The sequence below is a fragment of the Psychrobacter sp. PP-21 genome (assembly GCF_033790785.1).
Taxonomy (GTDB): Bacteria; Pseudomonadota; Gammaproteobacteria; order Pseudomonadales; family Moraxellaceae; genus Psychrobacter.
Map to the genome: position 1 here is coordinate 38,661 of NZ_JAMYEB010000003.1, position 18,819 is coordinate 57,479.

The 18,819-nt window shown below is 43.7% G+C and carries 16 protein-coding genes; 5 read left to right on the forward strand and 11 right to left on the reverse strand.

What is annotated here, in order from left to right; translation table 11 throughout:
* Window positions 1-79: 79 nt before the first annotated feature.
* From sdhA to sdhC, 3 genes are all read right to left on the reverse strand, one after another.
* Complete coding sequence (gene sdhA, locus NJD71_RS04235; protein ID WP_319050699.1) at window positions 80-1,930, reverse strand: succinate dehydrogenase flavoprotein subunit; 1,851 nt, start codon at window positions 1,928-1,930, stop codon at window positions 80-82.
* A 328-nt stretch (window positions 1,931-2,258) separates the two neighbouring features.
* Window positions 2,259-2,663: a succinate dehydrogenase, hydrophobic membrane anchor protein gene (gene sdhD / locus NJD71_RS04240; protein WP_319050869.1), complete on the reverse strand. Its 405-nt coding sequence runs from the start codon at window positions 2,661-2,663 to the stop codon at window positions 2,259-2,261.
* 2 nt (window positions 2,664-2,665) lie between these two features.
* Complete coding sequence (sdhC, locus tag NJD71_RS04245; protein ID WP_319050700.1) at window positions 2,666-3,052, reverse strand: succinate dehydrogenase, cytochrome b556 subunit; 387 nt, start codon at window positions 3,050-3,052, stop codon at window positions 2,666-2,668.
* A gap of 1,029 nt (window positions 3,053-4,081) precedes the next feature.
* Here sdhC and gltA point away from each other — a divergent pair.
* On the forward strand, window positions 4,082-5,362 hold the full coding sequence (gltA, locus tag NJD71_RS04250) for a citrate synthase (RefSeq protein ID WP_319050701.1): 1,281 nt from the start codon (window positions 4,082-4,084) through the stop codon (window positions 5,360-5,362).
* A 118-nt stretch (window positions 5,363-5,480) separates the two neighbouring features.
* On the opposite strand, the gene NJD71_RS04255 is transcribed toward gltA, so the two are convergent.
* Window positions 5,481-6,437 carry a hypothetical protein gene (locus NJD71_RS04255; RefSeq protein WP_319050702.1) on the reverse strand — a complete coding sequence of 319 codons (957 nt, stop codon included), beginning with the start codon at window positions 6,435-6,437 and terminating at the stop codon, window positions 5,481-5,483.
* 247 nt (window positions 6,438-6,684) lie between these two features.
* A complete protein-coding gene (locus NJD71_RS04260) occupies window positions 6,685-7,218 on the reverse strand; it encodes a type IV secretion protein Rhs (RefSeq protein WP_319050703.1) in 534 nt (177 codons plus the stop codon).
* A 449-nt stretch (window positions 7,219-7,667) separates the two neighbouring features.
* On the opposite strand from NJD71_RS04260, the gene NJD71_RS04265 reads away from it, so the two are divergent.
* Window positions 7,668-8,957 (forward strand): replication-associated recombination protein A, encoded by a 1,290-nt coding sequence (locus tag NJD71_RS04265; protein WP_319050704.1) that lies wholly within the window; start codon window positions 7,668-7,670, stop codon window positions 8,955-8,957.
* 346 nt (window positions 8,958-9,303) lie between these two features.
* On the forward strand, window positions 9,304-10,416 hold the full coding sequence (gene ribBA, locus NJD71_RS04270) for a bifunctional 3,4-dihydroxy-2-butanone-4-phosphate synthase/GTP cyclohydrolase II (RefSeq protein ID WP_319050705.1): 1,113 nt from the start codon (window positions 9,304-9,306) through the stop codon (window positions 10,414-10,416).
* 160 nt (window positions 10,417-10,576) lie between these two features.
* Here the strand turns inward: ribBA and NJD71_RS04275 are convergent, their stop codons facing one another.
* The 6 genes from NJD71_RS04275 to NJD71_RS04300 all read right to left on the reverse strand — a co-directional run bounded on the left by NJD71_RS04275 (window position 10,577) and on the right by NJD71_RS04300 (window position 16,572).
* A complete protein-coding gene (locus NJD71_RS04275) occupies window positions 10,577-11,065 on the reverse strand; it encodes an acyl-CoA thioesterase (protein WP_319050706.1) in 489 nt (162 codons plus the stop codon).
* A 59-nt stretch (window positions 11,066-11,124) separates the two neighbouring features.
* Window positions 11,125-12,171 carry a hypothetical protein gene (locus NJD71_RS04280; protein ID WP_319050708.1) on the reverse strand — a complete coding sequence of 349 codons (1,047 nt, stop codon included), beginning with the start codon at window positions 12,169-12,171 and terminating at the stop codon, window positions 11,125-11,127.
* A gap of 59 nt (window positions 12,172-12,230) precedes the next feature.
* Window positions 12,231-13,262 (reverse strand): uroporphyrinogen-III synthase, encoded by a 1,032-nt coding sequence (locus NJD71_RS04285; RefSeq protein WP_319050709.1) that lies wholly within the window; start codon window positions 13,260-13,262, stop codon window positions 12,231-12,233.
* A 96-nt stretch (window positions 13,263-13,358) separates the two neighbouring features.
* A complete protein-coding gene (gene hemC, locus NJD71_RS04290; RefSeq protein ID WP_319050710.1) occupies window positions 13,359-14,393 on the reverse strand; it encodes a hydroxymethylbilane synthase in 1,035 nt (344 codons plus the stop codon).
* Window positions 14,394-14,586: 193 nt separating this feature from the next.
* On the reverse strand, window positions 14,587-15,324 hold the full coding sequence (locus NJD71_RS04295) for a LytR/AlgR family response regulator transcription factor (protein ID WP_319050711.1): 738 nt from the start codon (window positions 15,322-15,324) through the stop codon (window positions 14,587-14,589).
* Window positions 15,325-15,546: 222 nt separating this feature from the next.
* The gene (locus tag NJD71_RS04300; protein WP_319050712.1) at window positions 15,547-16,572 is read right to left on the reverse strand and encodes a histidine kinase; all 1,026 of its coding nucleotides are present in this window, start codon (window positions 16,570-16,572) and stop codon (window positions 15,547-15,549) included.
* Between the two features lie 227 nt (window positions 16,573-16,799).
* Here NJD71_RS04300 and argH point away from each other — a divergent pair, with 227 nt between their 5' ends.
* Together argH and NJD71_RS04310 are read left to right on the forward strand one after the other, a co-directional pair.
* Window positions 16,800-18,173: an argininosuccinate lyase gene (gene argH / locus NJD71_RS04305; protein WP_319050870.1), complete on the forward strand. Its 1,374-nt coding sequence runs from the start codon at window positions 16,800-16,802 to the stop codon at window positions 18,171-18,173.
* A 306-nt stretch (window positions 18,174-18,479) separates the two neighbouring features.
* Window positions 18,480-18,770, forward strand: coding sequence for an oxidative damage protection protein (locus NJD71_RS04310; RefSeq protein WP_238036003.1), 291 nt, complete (start codon window positions 18,480-18,482; stop codon window positions 18,768-18,770).
* The last annotated feature ends 49 nt before the right edge of the window (window positions 18,771-18,819 follow it).

Below are 18,819 nucleotides of genomic sequence, written 5' to 3' on the forward strand. Positions count from 1 at the left end.
CTTTTTAATAAATTAATAAGGGATAGAACGTTGAGACTGCTATTGCATGTTGGCTATGAACCAAGCATGCAATCTAGAGTTAGTAGACGCGAACTTTTGGTTCAATGTAATCAACAGTCAACGGTACTTTGCGAACGGGCTTATAAATAATACGATTGCCTTCAGAATACCATAAAGTATGCTTCATCCAATCGTGGTCGTTACGACCATTTGGTGCGTAATCATCATCTTCTGGACGATCATAGTCAGATACACTGTGCGCGCCGCGACTTTCGTGACGTGTAGCAGCTGATATCATAGTGGCTTTTGCTACTTCGTATAAGTTAGCTACTTCAAAAGCTTCGATGCGTGCTGTGTTGAACACTTGTGATTTATCGCCAAGATGGATTTTTTCGATCTTATCGCCTAGCGCTAGGATTTTCTCAACGCCTTCATCCATCATTGCTTGGGTACGGAATACACTAGCATGCTTTTGCATAGTTGCCCGAATCTCATCAGCCACGTCTTGCGCATTGTAGCCTTCAGTAGACTGTTGCAACTTGTCTAAACGCTTCACTGTAAAATCAAGCACACGTGGATCAAGCGGCTTGTAGTTGTGATCAGCGTGATGGAACTCATCAACGATATGTTTGCCCGCTGCACGGCCGAATACGAGTAGATCAAGTAGTGAATTCGTACCTAAACGGTTGGCACCATGAACACTCACACAAGCACATTCACCGATTGCATAAAGACCTTTAACCACATTGCCTTTAGCATATAGGCCGTCTTCATCAGTACCTGCTTCTAGATCTGGCACAACAACCTGACCATGAATAGTGGTTGGAATACCGCCCATCATGTAATGAATGGTTGGGATTACTGGAATTGGTTCTTTTGTGATGTCGACGTTGGCGAAGTTTTTACCAATCTCAAATACTGATGGCAAACGCTTCATGATGGTTTCAACGCCTAGATGCGTCATATCCATAACGATATGATCAGCATTAGGACCACAACCACGGCCTTCTTTGATCTCTTGGTCCATTGAACGTGATACGAGGTCACGTGGTGCCAAGTCTTTCACGGTTGGTGCATAACGCTCCATGAACGCTTCACCATCTTTATTACGCAAGATAGCGCCTTCACCGCGACAACCTTCAGTCAGTAGTACACCTGCACCATGAACACCAGTTGGATGGAACTGCCAGAATTCCATATCCTGCAATGGGATACCAGCACGTACTGCCATGCCAATACCGTCGCCAGTATTGATATAAGCATTGGTAGACGCTGCAAAGATACGACCCGCACCGCCTGTCGCTAGGACAGTAATTGGTGACTGGAATACCGCAACCGTACCCGTCTCTTGCTCAAGCGCAACGACACCGTTGATGTTACCCGCTTCGTCTTTGATTAGATCAAGGGCAATCCACTCGATAAAGAACTCAGTGCCTTGCTCTAAATTCTTTTGATATAGCGTATGTAGCAGCGCGTGACCTGTACGGTCAGCAGCAGCACAAGCACGTTGTACAGCTTTTTCGCCATAGTTAGATGTATGACCACCGAACGGACGCTGATAAATCGTACCATCTTCGTTACGGTCAAATGGCATGCCCATGTGCTCAAGCTCATAGACTACTTTTGGCGCTTCACGGCACATATACTCGATAGCATCTTGGTCACCCAACCAATCTGATCCTTTTACGGTATCATAGAAGTGGAAGTGCCAGTTGTCATTGCTCATGTTACCCAAACTTGCACCGATACCACCCTGAGCGGCAACCGTGTGCGAACGCGTTGGGAATACTTTGGTAAGGACTGCAACCTTCATGCCCGCTTCCGCTAAATGCAATGAAGCACGCATACCTGAGCCGCCGCCACCAACGATGACTGCATCGTAGTTTAAGGTCTTGATATTACTAATGGTATTGTCTTGTCTAGTTGCCATTACGGTTTTCCTAATGCCTGTTAATGCTCAAAAGTTAATTAAAACTCTTTAAAAAGCTTGTATCACATTTATGAAAGCTCACTATTTGGCTATTTCATAAACTTGTAACATAACAATCTAAACAGTCTGTAACCACTTCATGTGCATATCTATCGTTATACTGGACTAAGCCTACTCAGCTATAATCAGATTAGCTGGTCATCAATGCTAGTCCAATGCTATGACTATTCTTGGCTATCAGCAGATAATTGCAATTATCTTTCCAACCAGTTTATCAGTTGGATATACCTGCTGTTATATATAGATATAAGAGGTATTTGTTCAATGGTTAAACAGCAGCGATACCGAAACCGTTACCCCAAAAAATCATAATGCCCCAAAATAGAAATACTAAAATAGCGATAATCATTAATGACTGTAGTACTAAACGTAAACCTGCTGCGCTTGAGCCTAGCTTGCCTGTCGTAATATAGTCAGTAAATACTGTCCACATACCCACCCAAGCATGACCAGCCAGTGCAAGTACTGCAACTAAACTGAACAAACGCATCGGTAAACTGGTCATAAATGATGACCATTCAATGAAAGTGACATCACCATGGGTCAAAAAGAAGCCCAGCAATATCACGCTATAAACGGCTAAAACAACAGCACTAATACGCTGAATAATCCAATCACGTGAGCCTGAACCTGTCAGACCAGTAGCACTTTTGATTCCTGAATCATTTTTTATCATTAGAACATCACCCATACAAATGACGCGACAACCAAAATCGCGGCGATCACAAAACTGACCATAGAGGCAGTGCGGCCAGATTTTAGCTCTTCGTTCATGCCCATATCAGCAAATAAATGTTTCATACCCATTACGAAATGATAGGCAATAGCGGCAACAAATATCCATGCTAAAAAGCGCACAAGTACGTTGTCAAATACAGTTGCAAAACTCTCAGGCGACGCCAGTGAGTTCTGTAATAACCATAGCATGACAGGAATTAATAAGAATAAAATAATGCCAGAGATACGATGCAAGATAGAGGCGATCGCAATCGGTGAGCGATTAACACTAATCACTTGGCTTAAAGGCAGATCAATAGGTCGGTTGCTTTTCACAGCGGGCATCCTTTTTGCGGTTATACTCCTGTATCTGCTATCGAGGCCTGACATGAATAGTGTCAGATGAGCGTCGAGCAACACACGAGACGAATAAAGTAAGGAAGAGCTAGCTGACTTCTTTTAGTTTGCGCTAAATATGAAGAAAGGATCATGTATATAAAGGTAGTGATAGACTGCTCAATGTCGCTCGTCGAAGTGACAGGCCTATCAAACAACCCATCTATTATACAACAAAGAGAATAAACATGAGTAAGATCGACTAACCAGTCTATTTTTATTAGTCGTATGAAGCGCAAGACAACGTTAATATGTCTTCTACTTCAGAACGAGCCACATACTAAGCAATAGATACTCGTACTCAGCACTTAAAAACAAAATAGTTAATAGGAATACTCAAACCATAGAATTCGGTTTGGTCTATCAAAACACTAGACAATCGTAAATAGGCATATATAAATCAAGCTATAGACGACATTATGTTATGACCGCTTATCAATTTGCACAAGCTAGTGCTAGTTAATTACTACGATTATAAAATGACTGAGCGATAATTACAAACTTATCCCTGAAGCAATAGTAAAACACAGTTATTTAACAAATAAATAGAGATATGTAATACTCAATCTGAAAAGCATTGATCTATATCAAACTTAAGTAGAATTCGATTGGTTTGCTACTCATAACCTAGAAGATTTTAGGCTCAATTTTTATGCATATGTGTTTAGATTTTTGCCAATATTCGAACAATGTTGTACCGATTTTGACATCATAAATGTGGCTGAAAAATGGATAAATTTAAGCAAAATAACCAAACAGACATATTTTGATACAAAAATTACAGCGAATAACCACCGCTAACCCATGCCAATTGGGATGGTAGTCAATAAAAGTTTTTTCAAATCACAAGTGATTGCTGCTAATATACCCTGCGTATTAAATGAGTTAAATTCATTTTGCCGTTTGACCGATGATGACGTGAGGTGTACGTCTGTAGTAATTTTATTCTAACAAGCTAAAACCAATGGAGAGCAATTTATGGCTGATAATAATGCCAAACTAACCGTGAATGGTGAAGAATACGAACTTCCTATTATTAAAGGTACTTTAGGGCGCCCAGTTATCGATGTTGCTGCTCTACAAGATTCGGGCTTCTGGTCTTATGACCCTGGCTTTAAAGTTACTGCTCCTGTTGAATCAAAGATTACTTACATCGACGGCGGTAAAGGCGAGTTACTACACCGTGGCTACCCTATCGACGAGTTAGCAAACAACGCTGAATACCTAGAAGTTGCTTATGCGTTGATTCATGGTGACCTACCAAATAACGAACAAAAAGCAGATTTCTTCGAAAAAATCCGCGAACATACTGCCGTTCATGATCAATTACGCAAGTTCTTTGAAGGCTTCCGCCGTGACGCACATCCTATGGCTATCATGGTTGGTGTCGTTGGTGCCTTATCAGCGTTCTATCATGAAGACCTAGACGTGAGCAATGAAGAACATCGTGAGATCACTGCTATCCGTCTAATTGCTAAGATGCCAACGCTTGCTGCTATGAGTTATAAATACTCACAAGGCGAACCGTTCATGTATCCGCGTAATGACTTTAATTATGCTGAAAACTTCTTGTACATGATGTTTGCAACGCCTGCTGATGTAGACTACAAAACCAATGACGTTATCACTCGCGCCATGGACAAGATCTTTACATTGCACGCTGACCATGAGCAAAACGCCTCTACGTCAACAGTACGTCTAGCTGGCTCTACAGGTGCAAACCCTTATGCATGTATCGCTGCAGGTATTGCTGCGTTATGGGGACCATCACATGGCGGCGCTAACGAAGCTGTTCTTGAGATGCTAGATGAAATCGGTACTGTTGAAAATGTGCCTGAATTCATGGAAAAAGTGAAAAGCCGTGAAGTGAAGCTAATGGGCTTTGGTCACCGTGTTTACAAAAACTTCGATCCACGCGCTCAAGTAATGAAAGAGACTTGTGATGAAGTACTAGAAGCACTAGGTATCAACGATCCTAAGCTTGAGTTGGCGATGGCATTAGAGAAAATCGCACTAGAAGACCCGTTCTTCATCGAGCGTAACCTATATCCAAACGTTGATTTTTACTCTGGTATCATCTTAAAAGCCATTGGTATCCCAACGTCAATGTTTACGGTTATCTTCGCATTGGCTCGTACTTCAGGCTGGATCAGCCACTGGTTAGAGATGCACAGTGCACCATTTAAAATTGGTCGCCCACGTCAGTTATATACTGGTGAAACGCGCCGTGATTTTGTAAAAGTTGAAGATCGCAAGTAAGCTGAGCTGTGTTTGAACAATAAAAAATCCCGCTATTATGCGGGATTTTTTATTGCTCTTTAATAGGTACTATTAGCTCTAGTATGTACATTTGATACTATGTACACGCTATGGTTATTTACTGAAATTCTTTCAAAGTCTGTTCATACTTTGCGATCTGCTCATCATAGCCTTTGATCGTATCATTAAACTTAGTCATGAGCATCTCAAACTCTTGCTGCTGCTGTTGTTTCATCTGCTGCATATCGACTACCTGCTGCGCTTCTATCTGCTCCCATACTTGATGCTGAATAATCAAACGAGCCAGCGCTGGGCTTTTTGCACTTACCCTTCCAGCAATCTCTGCATGTTCAAACAATTGCGGCACTAAAGTCGCTATGTTAATCAGTGTGTCAGAATCCTCTGCACTGAGTGGCGTCGTCACAGGCTGATATAGCGTATCCATCGTTTGTTGATAGCGCTCTATTATCTGCGCTTCAGTCAGTATCACAGGTTTACGTGGCTCCAGACTAATACGCTTTAATACCGTCAAGTCACGCTCACCAACTTCGGTACTGGTATTAATATCAACCGCCGCATCCGAATCTGCATTACTACCCATTGAGCTATTCGATGCTACTGTCTGCTCAGCACTATTAACGTCAGCACCCTCTGACGCACTACCTAACGGCTCATTGTTGCTGTTCTTGCTAGTAGTGTTTTCACCGATGCTGTCAGTCACATTATCGTTAGCATTGTCAGCTGCACCGCCGAGTAAGGACTCATCGCTGTCTGATGCATCTGCCGCTTGCAGTGACTCATACTCTGCTTGAAGACGACGCTGCAACCCTTGTGCTTGTGCAACGTATATAGGTTGAAACTGTTCTATACGCGCAGCAGCCGAATCGCTTTGCGGCATAGGCTGACTGTCTTCCACGCTTGTTTTTTCACTCGTCTGGGTGTCGTCTGATACAGGCTGCGTATCTGCTTGCTGCTGGCAGCCCGTCAGAAATAATACACTCGTAAACGCTGCTGCAAGCAATGTCGATTGATAATGAGTGTCAGTATTTGGCTTCACTGATAAAAATCTAAGCATAAGAGTACATATCCTTTAATAAAGCAAACATATAAAGAGCTAAAGTGATGACGATAACTGACTTTTGTTATTCGCTATTCACTTATTCTTCGAGCCACCATTGAATTATCAGTCATTGAACAAACTCAATTTGATAGGTATATAATTATTTTTTATCTTATTCACTAGTCGTACCGTTACTAATCGCAGTACTGTCTCTAATCAACACGAGCAGCCAGAAACTCCATTACAACATGACAGATAAGACCTAGCTGACAAAAGAGCTACTAGAGTTTTTAACATTAGTAATAGGATTTACGGTCAAAAACGGTATGCAAGCCTCCAAATCTTGGCAGTCTTGTCCACGCTGCTGGCGTACAAAATAATCTTGTACCATACGTGCCTGCTGCTCTATACCATATTTAAAAAAGGACTTACCCGTTTCTAATACGTAATCATAGCGCCGATCGATAAGAGCACCACGTACGACTTTTAAGCCTTGCTGCAATTGCCATATGTGGGTCAACTCATGTATTAGCCAGCTCTGTTTCGCCAAAGGCGCGTCACTAAAATCTATAATCCAATCAGCTGGGTTAAAATAAATATTCCCGTTGGGACTGACGGCATAGTTTTTTAGTACCCACCAAGCGGTCTTTAGCCGAACCTCATCAAGTCTGATACTCTCACCGAATACGGAGCGCGCCAGCGCTATCTCTCCAGCCGTTAAACCACGCGACCGATGAGTGTAATTACTACTACGTAGATATCGATTAAACAAGCGCTTGAGAGTGGGTTTAGACATCGTTAGCGTATTCCCTTGTATTTGATAGGCTGCTTCTAATGAATTCTGTTTGATTGTCCATTTTTCTAAGTCCGTTCTCAATAAAACGATTGAACCGTTAATATAGATGAATTATGAAAACTAAAGTATCAAGGACATAAGCTATACGCTTAGTGAGCTTTCATTAACATATTTTTGCGTTAGCCTAGTGTGTATGACACCTACTTGCAGATAACATTAGGTTTATAACCTAGCCTACTTTTATGGCTCATGTCCAATATTGATTGTCATCATAAAGTTGCTGCGAGAATCATGCCAAACAACTGAGTATATTCAGATTAACTCAGAATAGTAAATATAGAATAGAATGCAGTGCTCTGTACTCAATGTTCTGTATTCAGCGATAACGCCCATCGATAACTGCCACTATGATTCCATTGATGGTTTTTTAATTTTTAATAGAGAGTTTTATGCTGACCAACTTTCACGCCGACACCCCCCTTGCCCAGCGTATGCGCCCTGCTTCACTTACTGCCATTATTGGTCAAGAGCACCTCTTAGCTATAGGTGCACCGCTACGACGTTTGGTAGAGCAAGGACACTTGCCATCTATTATCTTACATGGTGAAGCAGGTATCGGAAAAACAACCATCGCGATGCTATTGGCTGATGCCGTTGGTAGACCCTTTCATGCGCTCTCTGCCTTGAATACTGGGGTCAAGCAGCTGCGTGAAGTACTAGACAATAAAGACTCATTAAGCCTTGAGTCACCTGTGGTATTTATCGATGAGATACATCGTTTTAATAAAGCGCAGCAAGACGCGCTCTTGGGCGCTGTGGAGTCTGGGGATATTACCTTAATTGGTGCAACCACAGAGAACCCATCATTTAGCGTCAATAATGCTCTATTATCACGTTGCCAAGTATATCGTTTAGAGCCGTTGACGCCTGAGCAGATTGGTGCCGTATTACAGCGAGCACTAGCAGAAGACGCTGTCCTTAAAAAACTGACTATCGACTTGCAAGCGCAAGATACCATCAGTCAATTGGCACATGGCGACGCAAGAAAGGCGCTAAACTTATTAGAGCTCGCGATCCAAACAGCCGACACCAAGCAATCACCAACAGTCATTGATGATGAGCTGGTTAGCCGAGTGGCGCAAACGGCGTTGGTACGTTACGATAAAGATGGTGAGCAGCATTACGATATTATCTCAGCCATGATTAAATCAGTGCGTGGCTCAGATCCTGACGCAGCGCTATATTGGATGGCTCGGATGCTGGTTGGCGGAGAGCCTGCAGATTTTATTGCGCGTCGATTGGTGATACTCGCCAGTGAGGATATCGGTAATGCCAACCCCAATGCCCTACTCCTTGCTGATGCAGCCCTACGCAGTGTGCAATCAATCGGTATGCCAGAGGCACGCATCATATTGGGGCAAGTCGTGGTATATCTAGCGACCAGTGCCAAAAGCAACAGCACTTATAAAGCGATAAATGCGGCGATGGCTTTGGCAGAAAAGGATGCCTCCCTTGTACCATTACACCTACGTAATGGGGTGACAAAACTAATGCGCAATCAGGGCTACGGACAAGGTTACGCTTACCCTCACGACTATCCTAATCACTACTATCCTCAGAGCTATTTACCAGAAAACTTGTTGGGTACCAGTTTTTACGAGTTTGCTGATAACCAACGTGAACAGCATAGTAAACAGTTTATAGAATGGCTAAAAACCCAAGCAGCGAGTAATGATTGAGAATACCATCTGATGTGTCGGAAATTTTGAGCTATCGTTGGTTTAGGGATTAGTCATTATACGTATGAGCCATTAGTAATATTTAACCCCATTTTTAAAAGACTAAGCGTGATAGTTCAGCTTTGAGGCAGCACGCGTGGTCAAAAACCGTTAAAATGTATCCATAATGATATATAAGAGTCATGAGTTACTTCTATATTTGATTACTGTTATTTGATTACTATGATTATCACGCGCTTTGCTCAACAGCAACAGCGCGTTGTACCATCTACTGCTACAATAGGCAGATAACGCTTTATATTCCAAACCACACATATTTATTAATAATAAAATATTGAGACTTACTATGAGTTTACATACGATTCCTGAGATTATCGAAGATATTCGTGCCGGAAAAATGGTCATCTTGATGGATGATGAAGACCGCGAAAATGAAGGTGATATCATCATGGCAGCGACGCACGTTCGCCCTGAAGATATCAACTTTATGATTACGCACGCGCGCGGCTTGGTATGCTTAACCCTATCACAGGCGCGTTGCCAGCAATTAGCCCTACCACTCATGTCTGATCGCAATGAGGCAAAGTTCAGCACAAACTTTACGGTCTCTATTGAGGCCTCTGAAGGGGTTACCACTGGTATCTCTGCAGCAGATCGCGCTCGCACGATTCAAGCTGCGGTCTCGTCTGCTGCCAAACCAGAAGACATCGTCCAACCTGGGCACATCTTCCCAATTATGGCGCAAAACGGCGGTGTTCTACACCGTGCAGGCCATACAGAAGCCGGTTGCGACTTATCAAGATTAGCAGGACTAGAGCCTGCAGCAGTCATTGTAGAGATCATCAATGCTGATGGTACAATGGCACGTCGAGATGATCTTGAGATATTTGCAAAAGAACATGACATCAAAATGGGTACAATCGCCGACCTCATCAATTACCGCATCGCCAATGAACAAACGGTAGAAGAAATCGAGTCGCGTCCTTTTGAAACTGAACACGGCACTTTTACCTTGCATCGTTTCCGCGAGTTTGGTGCTGAAGAAACGCATTTGGCATTGGTAAAAGGTGATGTGAGCGAAGGCGTGAGTACCGTACGTGTCCATGGCTTCCATCCACTACGTGACCTATTTGCGGCCAAAAATGATACGACGGGTCGTAGCGGCTGGAGCGTGCAGTCAGCACTAGAAGAAATCAGTGCTTCAGATCGTGGCGTCATGGTTTGGGTCGGTAACCATCAGCCAGTCGATCTAGGAGATGCGCTAGATAAAGCTTCAGACAATCAGTCACTATCAACCATCGCCCAGCAGCCTTATCGTAGTATCGGCGTTGGTGCACAAATACTGCGTCACTTAGGTGTGCGTGATATGCGTTTACTGTCATCGCCGATGAAGTTTTATGCCTTATCAGGTTTTGACTTAAATGTGGTTGATTTTGTGAGTGCACCGCAACAAAGCTAAAGACTGTTTGAAAGTGGACTGAAACATAAATCGCGAAAAGGGTACGCTAATATCATGTTAGCGTGCCCTTTTTTTATTTTTAATAACCAACGTTTAACCGACGATACCGTTCACCTTTAACCAGCGAGACCTCTCAAAAAAGCGTCAGGTTAATATCACTCTAAAGCTCGGGAGTGTGATCAAATTTCGCTTCTAATGCTAACAGCCGCGCGCGCTCTTCCGCTGTCCATGGCAACTTACCTTTACCATCACTATCGAGACGTACCACCACTGCCTCGGCCGTCGCCACGATGATGTTTTGCGCTGTACTATAATAGCTGTATTCCATTGTTATACTGGTATTACCCAAACGCTGGCAGCGAACACCTAGTAGCAAGGTGTCAGGATACGTCACTGGACGTAAGTATTGGCAGCTTGATTGCGCCAGTACGGTAACCATGCTGCCATCAAACATATCTAGTGCATGTAAATAACCAATACGCGCTGACTCAGAGTAACGATAGTAAACCACATTATTTAGGTGATTAAATGCATCCATTTCACCCCAATGGATTGGCTGATGGTGAATAATTGGATAATTAGCCAATACATCAGGACGCTCGGTAATCACTTCAGCCAAAAAATCAGATTTTTCATTAAAATCAGTCATAACTTACCTTTTTCTTTATATTCAATATATGTCGCATTTCTAAACACCCTCTATTGGCTCTAAGGTTTGTCTAAGATTTGTGTGGTCAATAACGGGGTTGGTTTGGGAGTATTAGCAATCAGTTGATCCAACCAAGCAATGACTTCTGGTATATCACTAGGAGCTTTCATAATTTCTAAATTAGTGTCTACGTTGGTTTTTAAATTGGTGTCTAAAGCCGTGTTCGAATTAGCTTGTGCGCTTATCGGTTTTTTGTCCGCGGGCACAATACCAATCGCATTATCTTGAGTGGACTTTTTGCTCGCTGATGACTTAGGGATTAACGTTTTTAGCTGTTTGCGCGCTTGGGTCAAATAACTACTCAATTGGTCCTGCTCACGCATATTGCTAGATTGGCTCGCAAGATTTAAGGTCATGATGACTTCGTGAATGACGAGCTGTCTGCGAGAGAGATTTGCCTCATTGTTCACCGGTCTGTTAGCAGGCTTGTTTGTTGCAGCATCGACAAGCTCTCGGCGCTGAATATCCGTACGCTCGTAGTTTCCAAGACGCTCATGACTGTGCAAAAACTCTTGGATGTTTTGAATCGCAAGGTTTTGTATTTGCCATGGACTCGGTTGTGAGCTTTGCGCTTGCAGGCGTTCAATATCTTGGAGCAAGCTTTGCTTAATGACCACAGTCAACGCAGGTGCAATCTCATTACTGCTTTGTGCCAACTGCCAATGCAACCCTCGCAGTAGCTCTATCGCTGCACTGTCATTATTATCTGCTAGTAGTCTATCGGCAGCCTTTATTTGGATACGTAATAAATCCAGCTGGTTCTGCGCTTGACTGCTGGCTTCCACTCTTGGTTCAGGCAATGTCTGTTGGCTCACTGCAAATAAACGATCGTCCATTTCATTTAAACGGCTGACGACCTGTTCGTTACTTTGTAAGCGCTCGTTGACACTATGTTGAAAGCGTTGCTGGCTGATATATAGCCAAAGCAGCGCTGCAACAAGTAGCAGAATAACCAGCCACTGCATCCGTAACAGCAAAATATTTGCTTGGCGGCGCTGCTGTACAGCAGAAGGACCTTCGGGTAAAGACTCAGGATTCATTGACATAAGGCTGTACCACTATTGATAGGTGTGACCATGTTTAGAGCAAATAAAAAATTATAAAGCTAATTGGTAGCGTTGATGGCTGAGAGAATCGTATCTGGTGCTAAGTCTTCTACACGCCAATAGCTCAAGTGTTCTGCTGCCACCATCTTTACTAAGCGCTCACCCAGTACGACATAAACAAAATCTGATAGTGCGAGCGGCAAACTTTCCTCGGCATATTCAATCGCATCTGTATCTGGCTTCGGTACCAAAGTCTCTACTTGTGCACCTTCAACGATATGCTTCCAGTGCTCAAAGGCCACTCCACTACTCACAACTACGATTGGTTTTGACTGATTGGATTGCGCGTTCTTTTCTTTGTTGTGTGCGAAAAAATCTTGTTGATATTGCTGATATTGAGACCGTGCATCAATAGGCATTGTACGCTCGTACCACGCAATACTATCGATATGTACACCGCGGGCCTGTAATGTGTCGACCAATAATCGTCGCCCACCAAGACCACGCCATATCAGCAGCTTATCACCTGACTGCAAACTTTCGATTTCAGGCATTGCCAGCATACCTTCGTTATTGGCAACCTCAGGCTGCAATACTTGGTAGCTTGTCGGCTCTATTTTTGCCTGATTCAGCACCGTAGCAGTGGCCTGACCGACTGCGATGATTTGATTCGGTGCGATAAGAGGTTCAGAGAGTATTTCAGCTTGCGTGGACGGTGTACGCTCAGTCTCTAGCCGCTTGAGCTCTTCTCCCGCAGGATTACAGTCGTCATACTCATTGCGCGCAAGTGCACGCCAAACATCCAATCCTAACGTAGCAGCAGTTGGGCTGATAACCACAAGGGCCTTATATTGACCAGTTAGCCATGCACGCATCAGTGCCATATCACCACCAGTTGTTGGACGCGATTGTAGCGCCAACAGAGGTATCTCAACCACTGTAAACCCAGCTGCTTGCAAGTGATGTGTCAGCGGCGCAGCACGTTCTACTGGACGCGTATTGATAACAATTTGCGGCACTGATGATGAGTCCTCCGGGTGACTATTGTGACTATCACGACTGAATGTTACTTGGGTTGACGTTGATGACATAGCTGTACCACGGCAAAAGACCTATAAAGTCGACTTCGCTATAGACCAGCCACTTGAAGTGCTGGTCTATAACAAAATCACAATGCAATCTATCGGTTACTCAGGCTCATAAATGGCTGATAATATATCTCCAGCTCCATCAGCGAGTAGCATGTCTGCGACATCGATACCCAGCTGATTTGCCTGCATTTCTTGCTCATCTTGCGTACCGACCAACGTCGCTCGCTTTTCTGCCTTTAACAGCTCGCTACCATCAGCTTGACCCACTCGGCCTCGTAACCACAGCACATTACCATCATCGTTATTGCCATTTTCGCCATTGTCATCATTGTTGGCACTGGTCTCGTCCGCCATTTGCAACACAGCATAAGCAGCAATCGGCACCTGACAGCCGCCTTCTAGATGACGGTTTAGTGCACGCTCAGCGATGAGACGAATGCGAGCTTTGTCATCGTTTAGCGGTGCCAGCAGCTGTAGTACTTCATCGTCACCCTCACGGCATTCGATAGCTAAAGCACCTTGACCAACTGCAGGTAAACAAGCAGCAATATCTAACTCTCCGCGTATACGCGCATCTAATTCAATACGCTGTAATCCGCTGGTCGCTAAAATAATGGCATCATACTCACCAGCATCTAGTTTACCCAAACGCGTACCTACGTTGCCGCGCAGGGTTTTGATTTGTAGGTCTGGGCGGTACGCTTTGATCTGGCATTGACGGCGCAGACTCGACGTCCCAACGACGGCACCTTGCGGCAACTCGTCAATACTATTATAAGTGTTTGAGACAAAAGCATCCGTTGGTGAAGCACGTTTGCAATAAACGCCTAGCATCAAACCTTCAGGAAGCTGCATCGGTACGTCTTTTAGTGAATGTACGGCAATATCTGCTTGTTTGTCATACAGTGCCTGTTCCAGCTCTTTTACGAACAAACCTTTACCGCCGATTTTGGCTAAAGGGGTGTCCAAAATCTTGTCACCCTTAGTGACAATTTTTAGTAACTCGATTGTCAGCTCAGGATAAAGCGCCAATAAACGATCGCGAATATGTTCCGCTTGCCATAGAGCCAAAGGACTCTGCCGCGTAGCGATAGTTAGTGTAGTCAAAGCAGGTTGCTGTTGGTTGCTCATAAAAGGCCTCAATAAACTCGATGCTATCAGCTCACTACCATGATGTCATTGCCAAATAATAGGGCAATCTTGCCACAGAAAAATGGTGAATCAAATCATTAATAGTAGAGGCTGACGCAAAAAAATACCCCTATTTAAGCATAAATAAGGGTTGGATGATATGGCAGGATTATGTCGAAATGGGAACACCTCATTACATGCTTTGAATTTTGTCACGTAAGGCTGGCAGGTGCCGCCGACTCACGGCTAGCGTCTCATCAATGTCTTTAAATCGTATCTGATATTGACCCGCATCTAAGGTTTCTAAATAATCCAAGAAATTAAGGTTAATGATCGCATTGCGATGCACGCGAAATAAACGGTCATCAAACTCTTGCTCTAGTTCTTTTAGCGTTTCATCAATCAGTACCATGCCATCTTTGTGACGTACCTTGACGTACTTTTGGTCTGCTGCAAAGTAATAAATGTCTTTTAGTTTAATCAGTTCTACACCGCGGTGAGTACGGGCAGCAATATGCTCGCGTACTGGACGCGCGGTTGGATCTTCCAGCTTACGAATTTCATTGAGCTGCGCCGCGTTTAGGTTTTTTGCTTTGTTCAGTGCCTCTAACAGCTCATCTTTGTTTGCAGGCTTTAACAGATAGCCGATTGCATTGGCTTTTAGTGCCGCTATCGCGTAATGATCATAAGCGGTAACAAAAATAATAGCAGGTGGATGCTCAAGTTTGGCAAGCTCTTGAGCACAGCGTACCCCATCCATCTCAGGCATCCGAATGTCTAATAATATAATATCAGGCTGCTGAATTTTTACAGCGACGATGGCCTCTCCACCTGTTGTGGCTTGAGCGACGACCTCGTGACCTGACTCCTGTACGATTCTGACTAAGCGCTCACGTGCCAAAGGCTCATCATCACAAACTACGATACGCATGAAAACTCCCACCTAAAGACATACTTAATGTTTTTGATGGTATTACGAATATATTGATCGGTTCGATATGATGACGTTTCGTCGCATCCTATTTTATATTAACCATTATTCACCAGATATAAATCGCAATAACCATATAGATATAGAAGATGATGCAATAAATATGCCACACTTCACGATACGTAAACAGTAGCACTCAAAAGCACCTAAAAGGTGCAAATATTATAAACTGACATCTTGTAAGGGATAGTCAATAATGGTGGTAACTTGGTTACTGGTTACGAGACTTTGGATATCAGCACTTTGACCAAAATGGGCACGTAAACGATCCGTCTGAATATAAAAATTCATGTGCTGACGCAAATCATGATTGATGATTAAGGTTTTTTTGGGCAGTTCTACCTCAATCTGAATTGCCACACGGTGCTGCTGCCAAGTGACTTTGATATCAATATGAATCGTTTCGGTGGTCATCTCTACAACATTGAGCAGCATCTTTTCTAAAACACTTTGTAAGGTTAAAGCCGTGATGACCATATCGTACATGATGTCTTCATCAGGCAGCTGCCAGCTTACCTCGAGCTTATCTGCTAAGCGACTAGACTCAATCGCTAAGTAATGCTCACAAAGCGCGACTTCCTCTTCAAAACTGATCTCACGCGCACCGCTAAAACTGGCACGGAATAAAGCAGAGACATGCTGTAGTAAGGCAGCAGCTCTTGGCGGATTGGATTCAATAAGTGATACAAGTGTGTTGATCGTATTAAAGAAGAAATGCGGGGCAGTACGGGCTTTGATCAAATCATTTTGTGCGGTTAACTTATATTCAAAAGATATTTTAAGTGCGTTGAGCTCACGGTGACTACGCAAAAAATACAATAAAAATACAGCGGTAAAACCACCGGTAAGCACGGTATTGAACAGCAGATTAATCATAAAAGCTTGACGGTCATACGCCATAAACCCTAGATTGATCATGACTAAAACCACTAACGCCATAGATACCGTAGCAGAAAACATCATGAGCATGATAATACGTACGCTCACGCTAGGAATGCTCGCGTTTTTGAAGGCAGGACGCAGATAATCGACTAAATATAGTGCTGGAATGACAGTTAGTGAATTCTGTATCACTCGAGAAAAGAATTTAATAATAAAATCAGACCAACCAGACAGACCATGACGCTCAATCACTGTCAGAAACAGTGACCAAAAAACGATATATGTCAGCCACTGCCAAGGTCTCATGAGCTTCATGAGTTTGGGAATAAAAAACTCTAAGCGTTCGGCTAGTAAGGTAACCTCATCATTTGCTATACTCGAGTTCTTATTCTCTTGACTTGTCTTGTACCGATATGAACGCCAATTCTTCAAACCTTAGTAATCCCGAATCAAGTAAAAGTTCATCTGTCTCTGATTTTAGCACAGATGTCTCTACAACAACTGATGCGACACAAAACAGTCAGGGCCAGCAAATGTGGGGCGGACGATTTAGCGAAGCGACGGACAGCTTCGTTGCCGCTTTTACTGCTTCTGTCGGCTTTGATCAACGTTTTGCTCGTCACGATATTCAAGGCTCAATTGCCCACGCAACGATGCTCAAAGAATGCGATATTCTAACCGCTGACGAAACGGCCACGATTATTGATGGATTGCATCAGGTATTACGCGAGATCGAAGCAGGCGAGTTTAACTGGTCAATCGCTCTTGAAGATGTCCACATGAATGTCGAATCACGCTTAACTGACATTATAGGCGCAGTCGGCAAAAAACTACATACTGGTCGTAGCCGTAATGATCAGGTCGCTACCGACATTCGTTTATGGTTACGTGAAGAGACTGATAATATCATTGCTCTACTCGTGCGTTTGCAAAGCGGACTGCTTGATCTAGCAGATCAACATACCGATACTATTATGCCTGGTTTTACGCATCTACAAACTGCCCAACCTGTCAGCTTTGGTCATCACGTCATGGCCTGGTTTGAGATGCTATATCGTGATACTGAACGCTTGGTTGATGCCCGCCGCCGTATCAACCAGATGCCACTTGGTAGCGCAGCCCTCGCTGGCACGACTTTCCCTATCGATCGCACCATTACCGCCGAGCTGCTAGGTTTTGAAGGTATTTGTCAAAATTCATTAGATGCGGTCTCAGATCGTGACTTTGCGATTGAGTTTACCTCAGCTGCCTCTATCCTGATGATGCACATGTCGCGTATGAGCGAAGAGATTATTCTTTGGATGTCAGCGCAGTTCAACTTTGTACAGATACCAGATCGCTTCTGTACTGGCTCATCGATCATGCCACAAAAGAAAAACCCTGACGTGCCTGAGCTGGTACGCGGCAAGGCAGCACGTGTTTTTGGTCAGCTCATGACATTGCTCAGCTTGATGAAAAGCCAACCGCTTGCCTACAATAAAGACAATCAAGAAGACAAAGAGCCTTTGTTTGATTGTGTCGACACCCTGACAGGGTCGCTTTTGGCATTCGCTGATATGCTACCAAACATCGTCCCGAATAAAGAAAGTATGCGCGCGGCGACAATGAAAGGCTATGCTACGGCAACTGATTTGGCAGATTATCTGGTACGCCAGGGCGTTGCGTTTCGTGATGCTCATGAAGTCGTGGGCAACGCTGTCGCACTAGGTATTAAAGAAGGCGTGGATCTCAGTGACTTGTCATTGGCGCAACTACAGCAATTCAGCGATGCCATCGGTGATGATGTTTTTGATTACCTCACGCTAGAAGGCTCACTAGCAGCCCGTGACCATCTGGGCGGTACTGCGCCAAACCAAGTTAAGAAGGCTGTGGTCAATGGCCGCGCTCGCTTAAAAGCCTTTGCCTAATCAGTCGATTGAGCTAGCTGATCCAAAATAGTGGCTAAGCTATGGCTGACGATCAATATTCGTGATATCGATACCCAACACCCGCATCTGTAGCGGGTGTTTTTATTTATCGTACTAAAGTTTGTGATGCTGAAATTTATGATCCTGAAACTTATGACACTAAAATTTAAGACACTGAGACTTATGCTACTAAACTGACAATTGCAAACGTTACACCAGATATCCTTTGCTAAATCTACCAAGACCGTTATCATGGTCTCATAAGATTATGTGATTTCACCCAATATAATAAATAAGGAGTACCTTATGACTGAGACTTTTAACCCTCAAGCCAATACCGTCTTTTGTCGCAAATACAAGCAAGAACTGCCAAAAATGCCGCATCCGCCTTTTCCAAACAAAAAAGGTCAAGAGCTACAAGAGACGGTATCTGAAAAAGCATGGAAAGAGTGGCTTGAACATCAAACCATGCTCATTAACGAAAATCATTTGAGCATGATGGACCCTGAAGCCAAAAAATTTCTGACCGAGCAACGTGATAAGTTCTTGGACAATGAAGACTACGAACGCGCCCAAGGCTGGACACCAGAAAGCTAATCTTGTCTTACTATGTATTGGTAATAACCACAAAAAAACGCGCTAACTA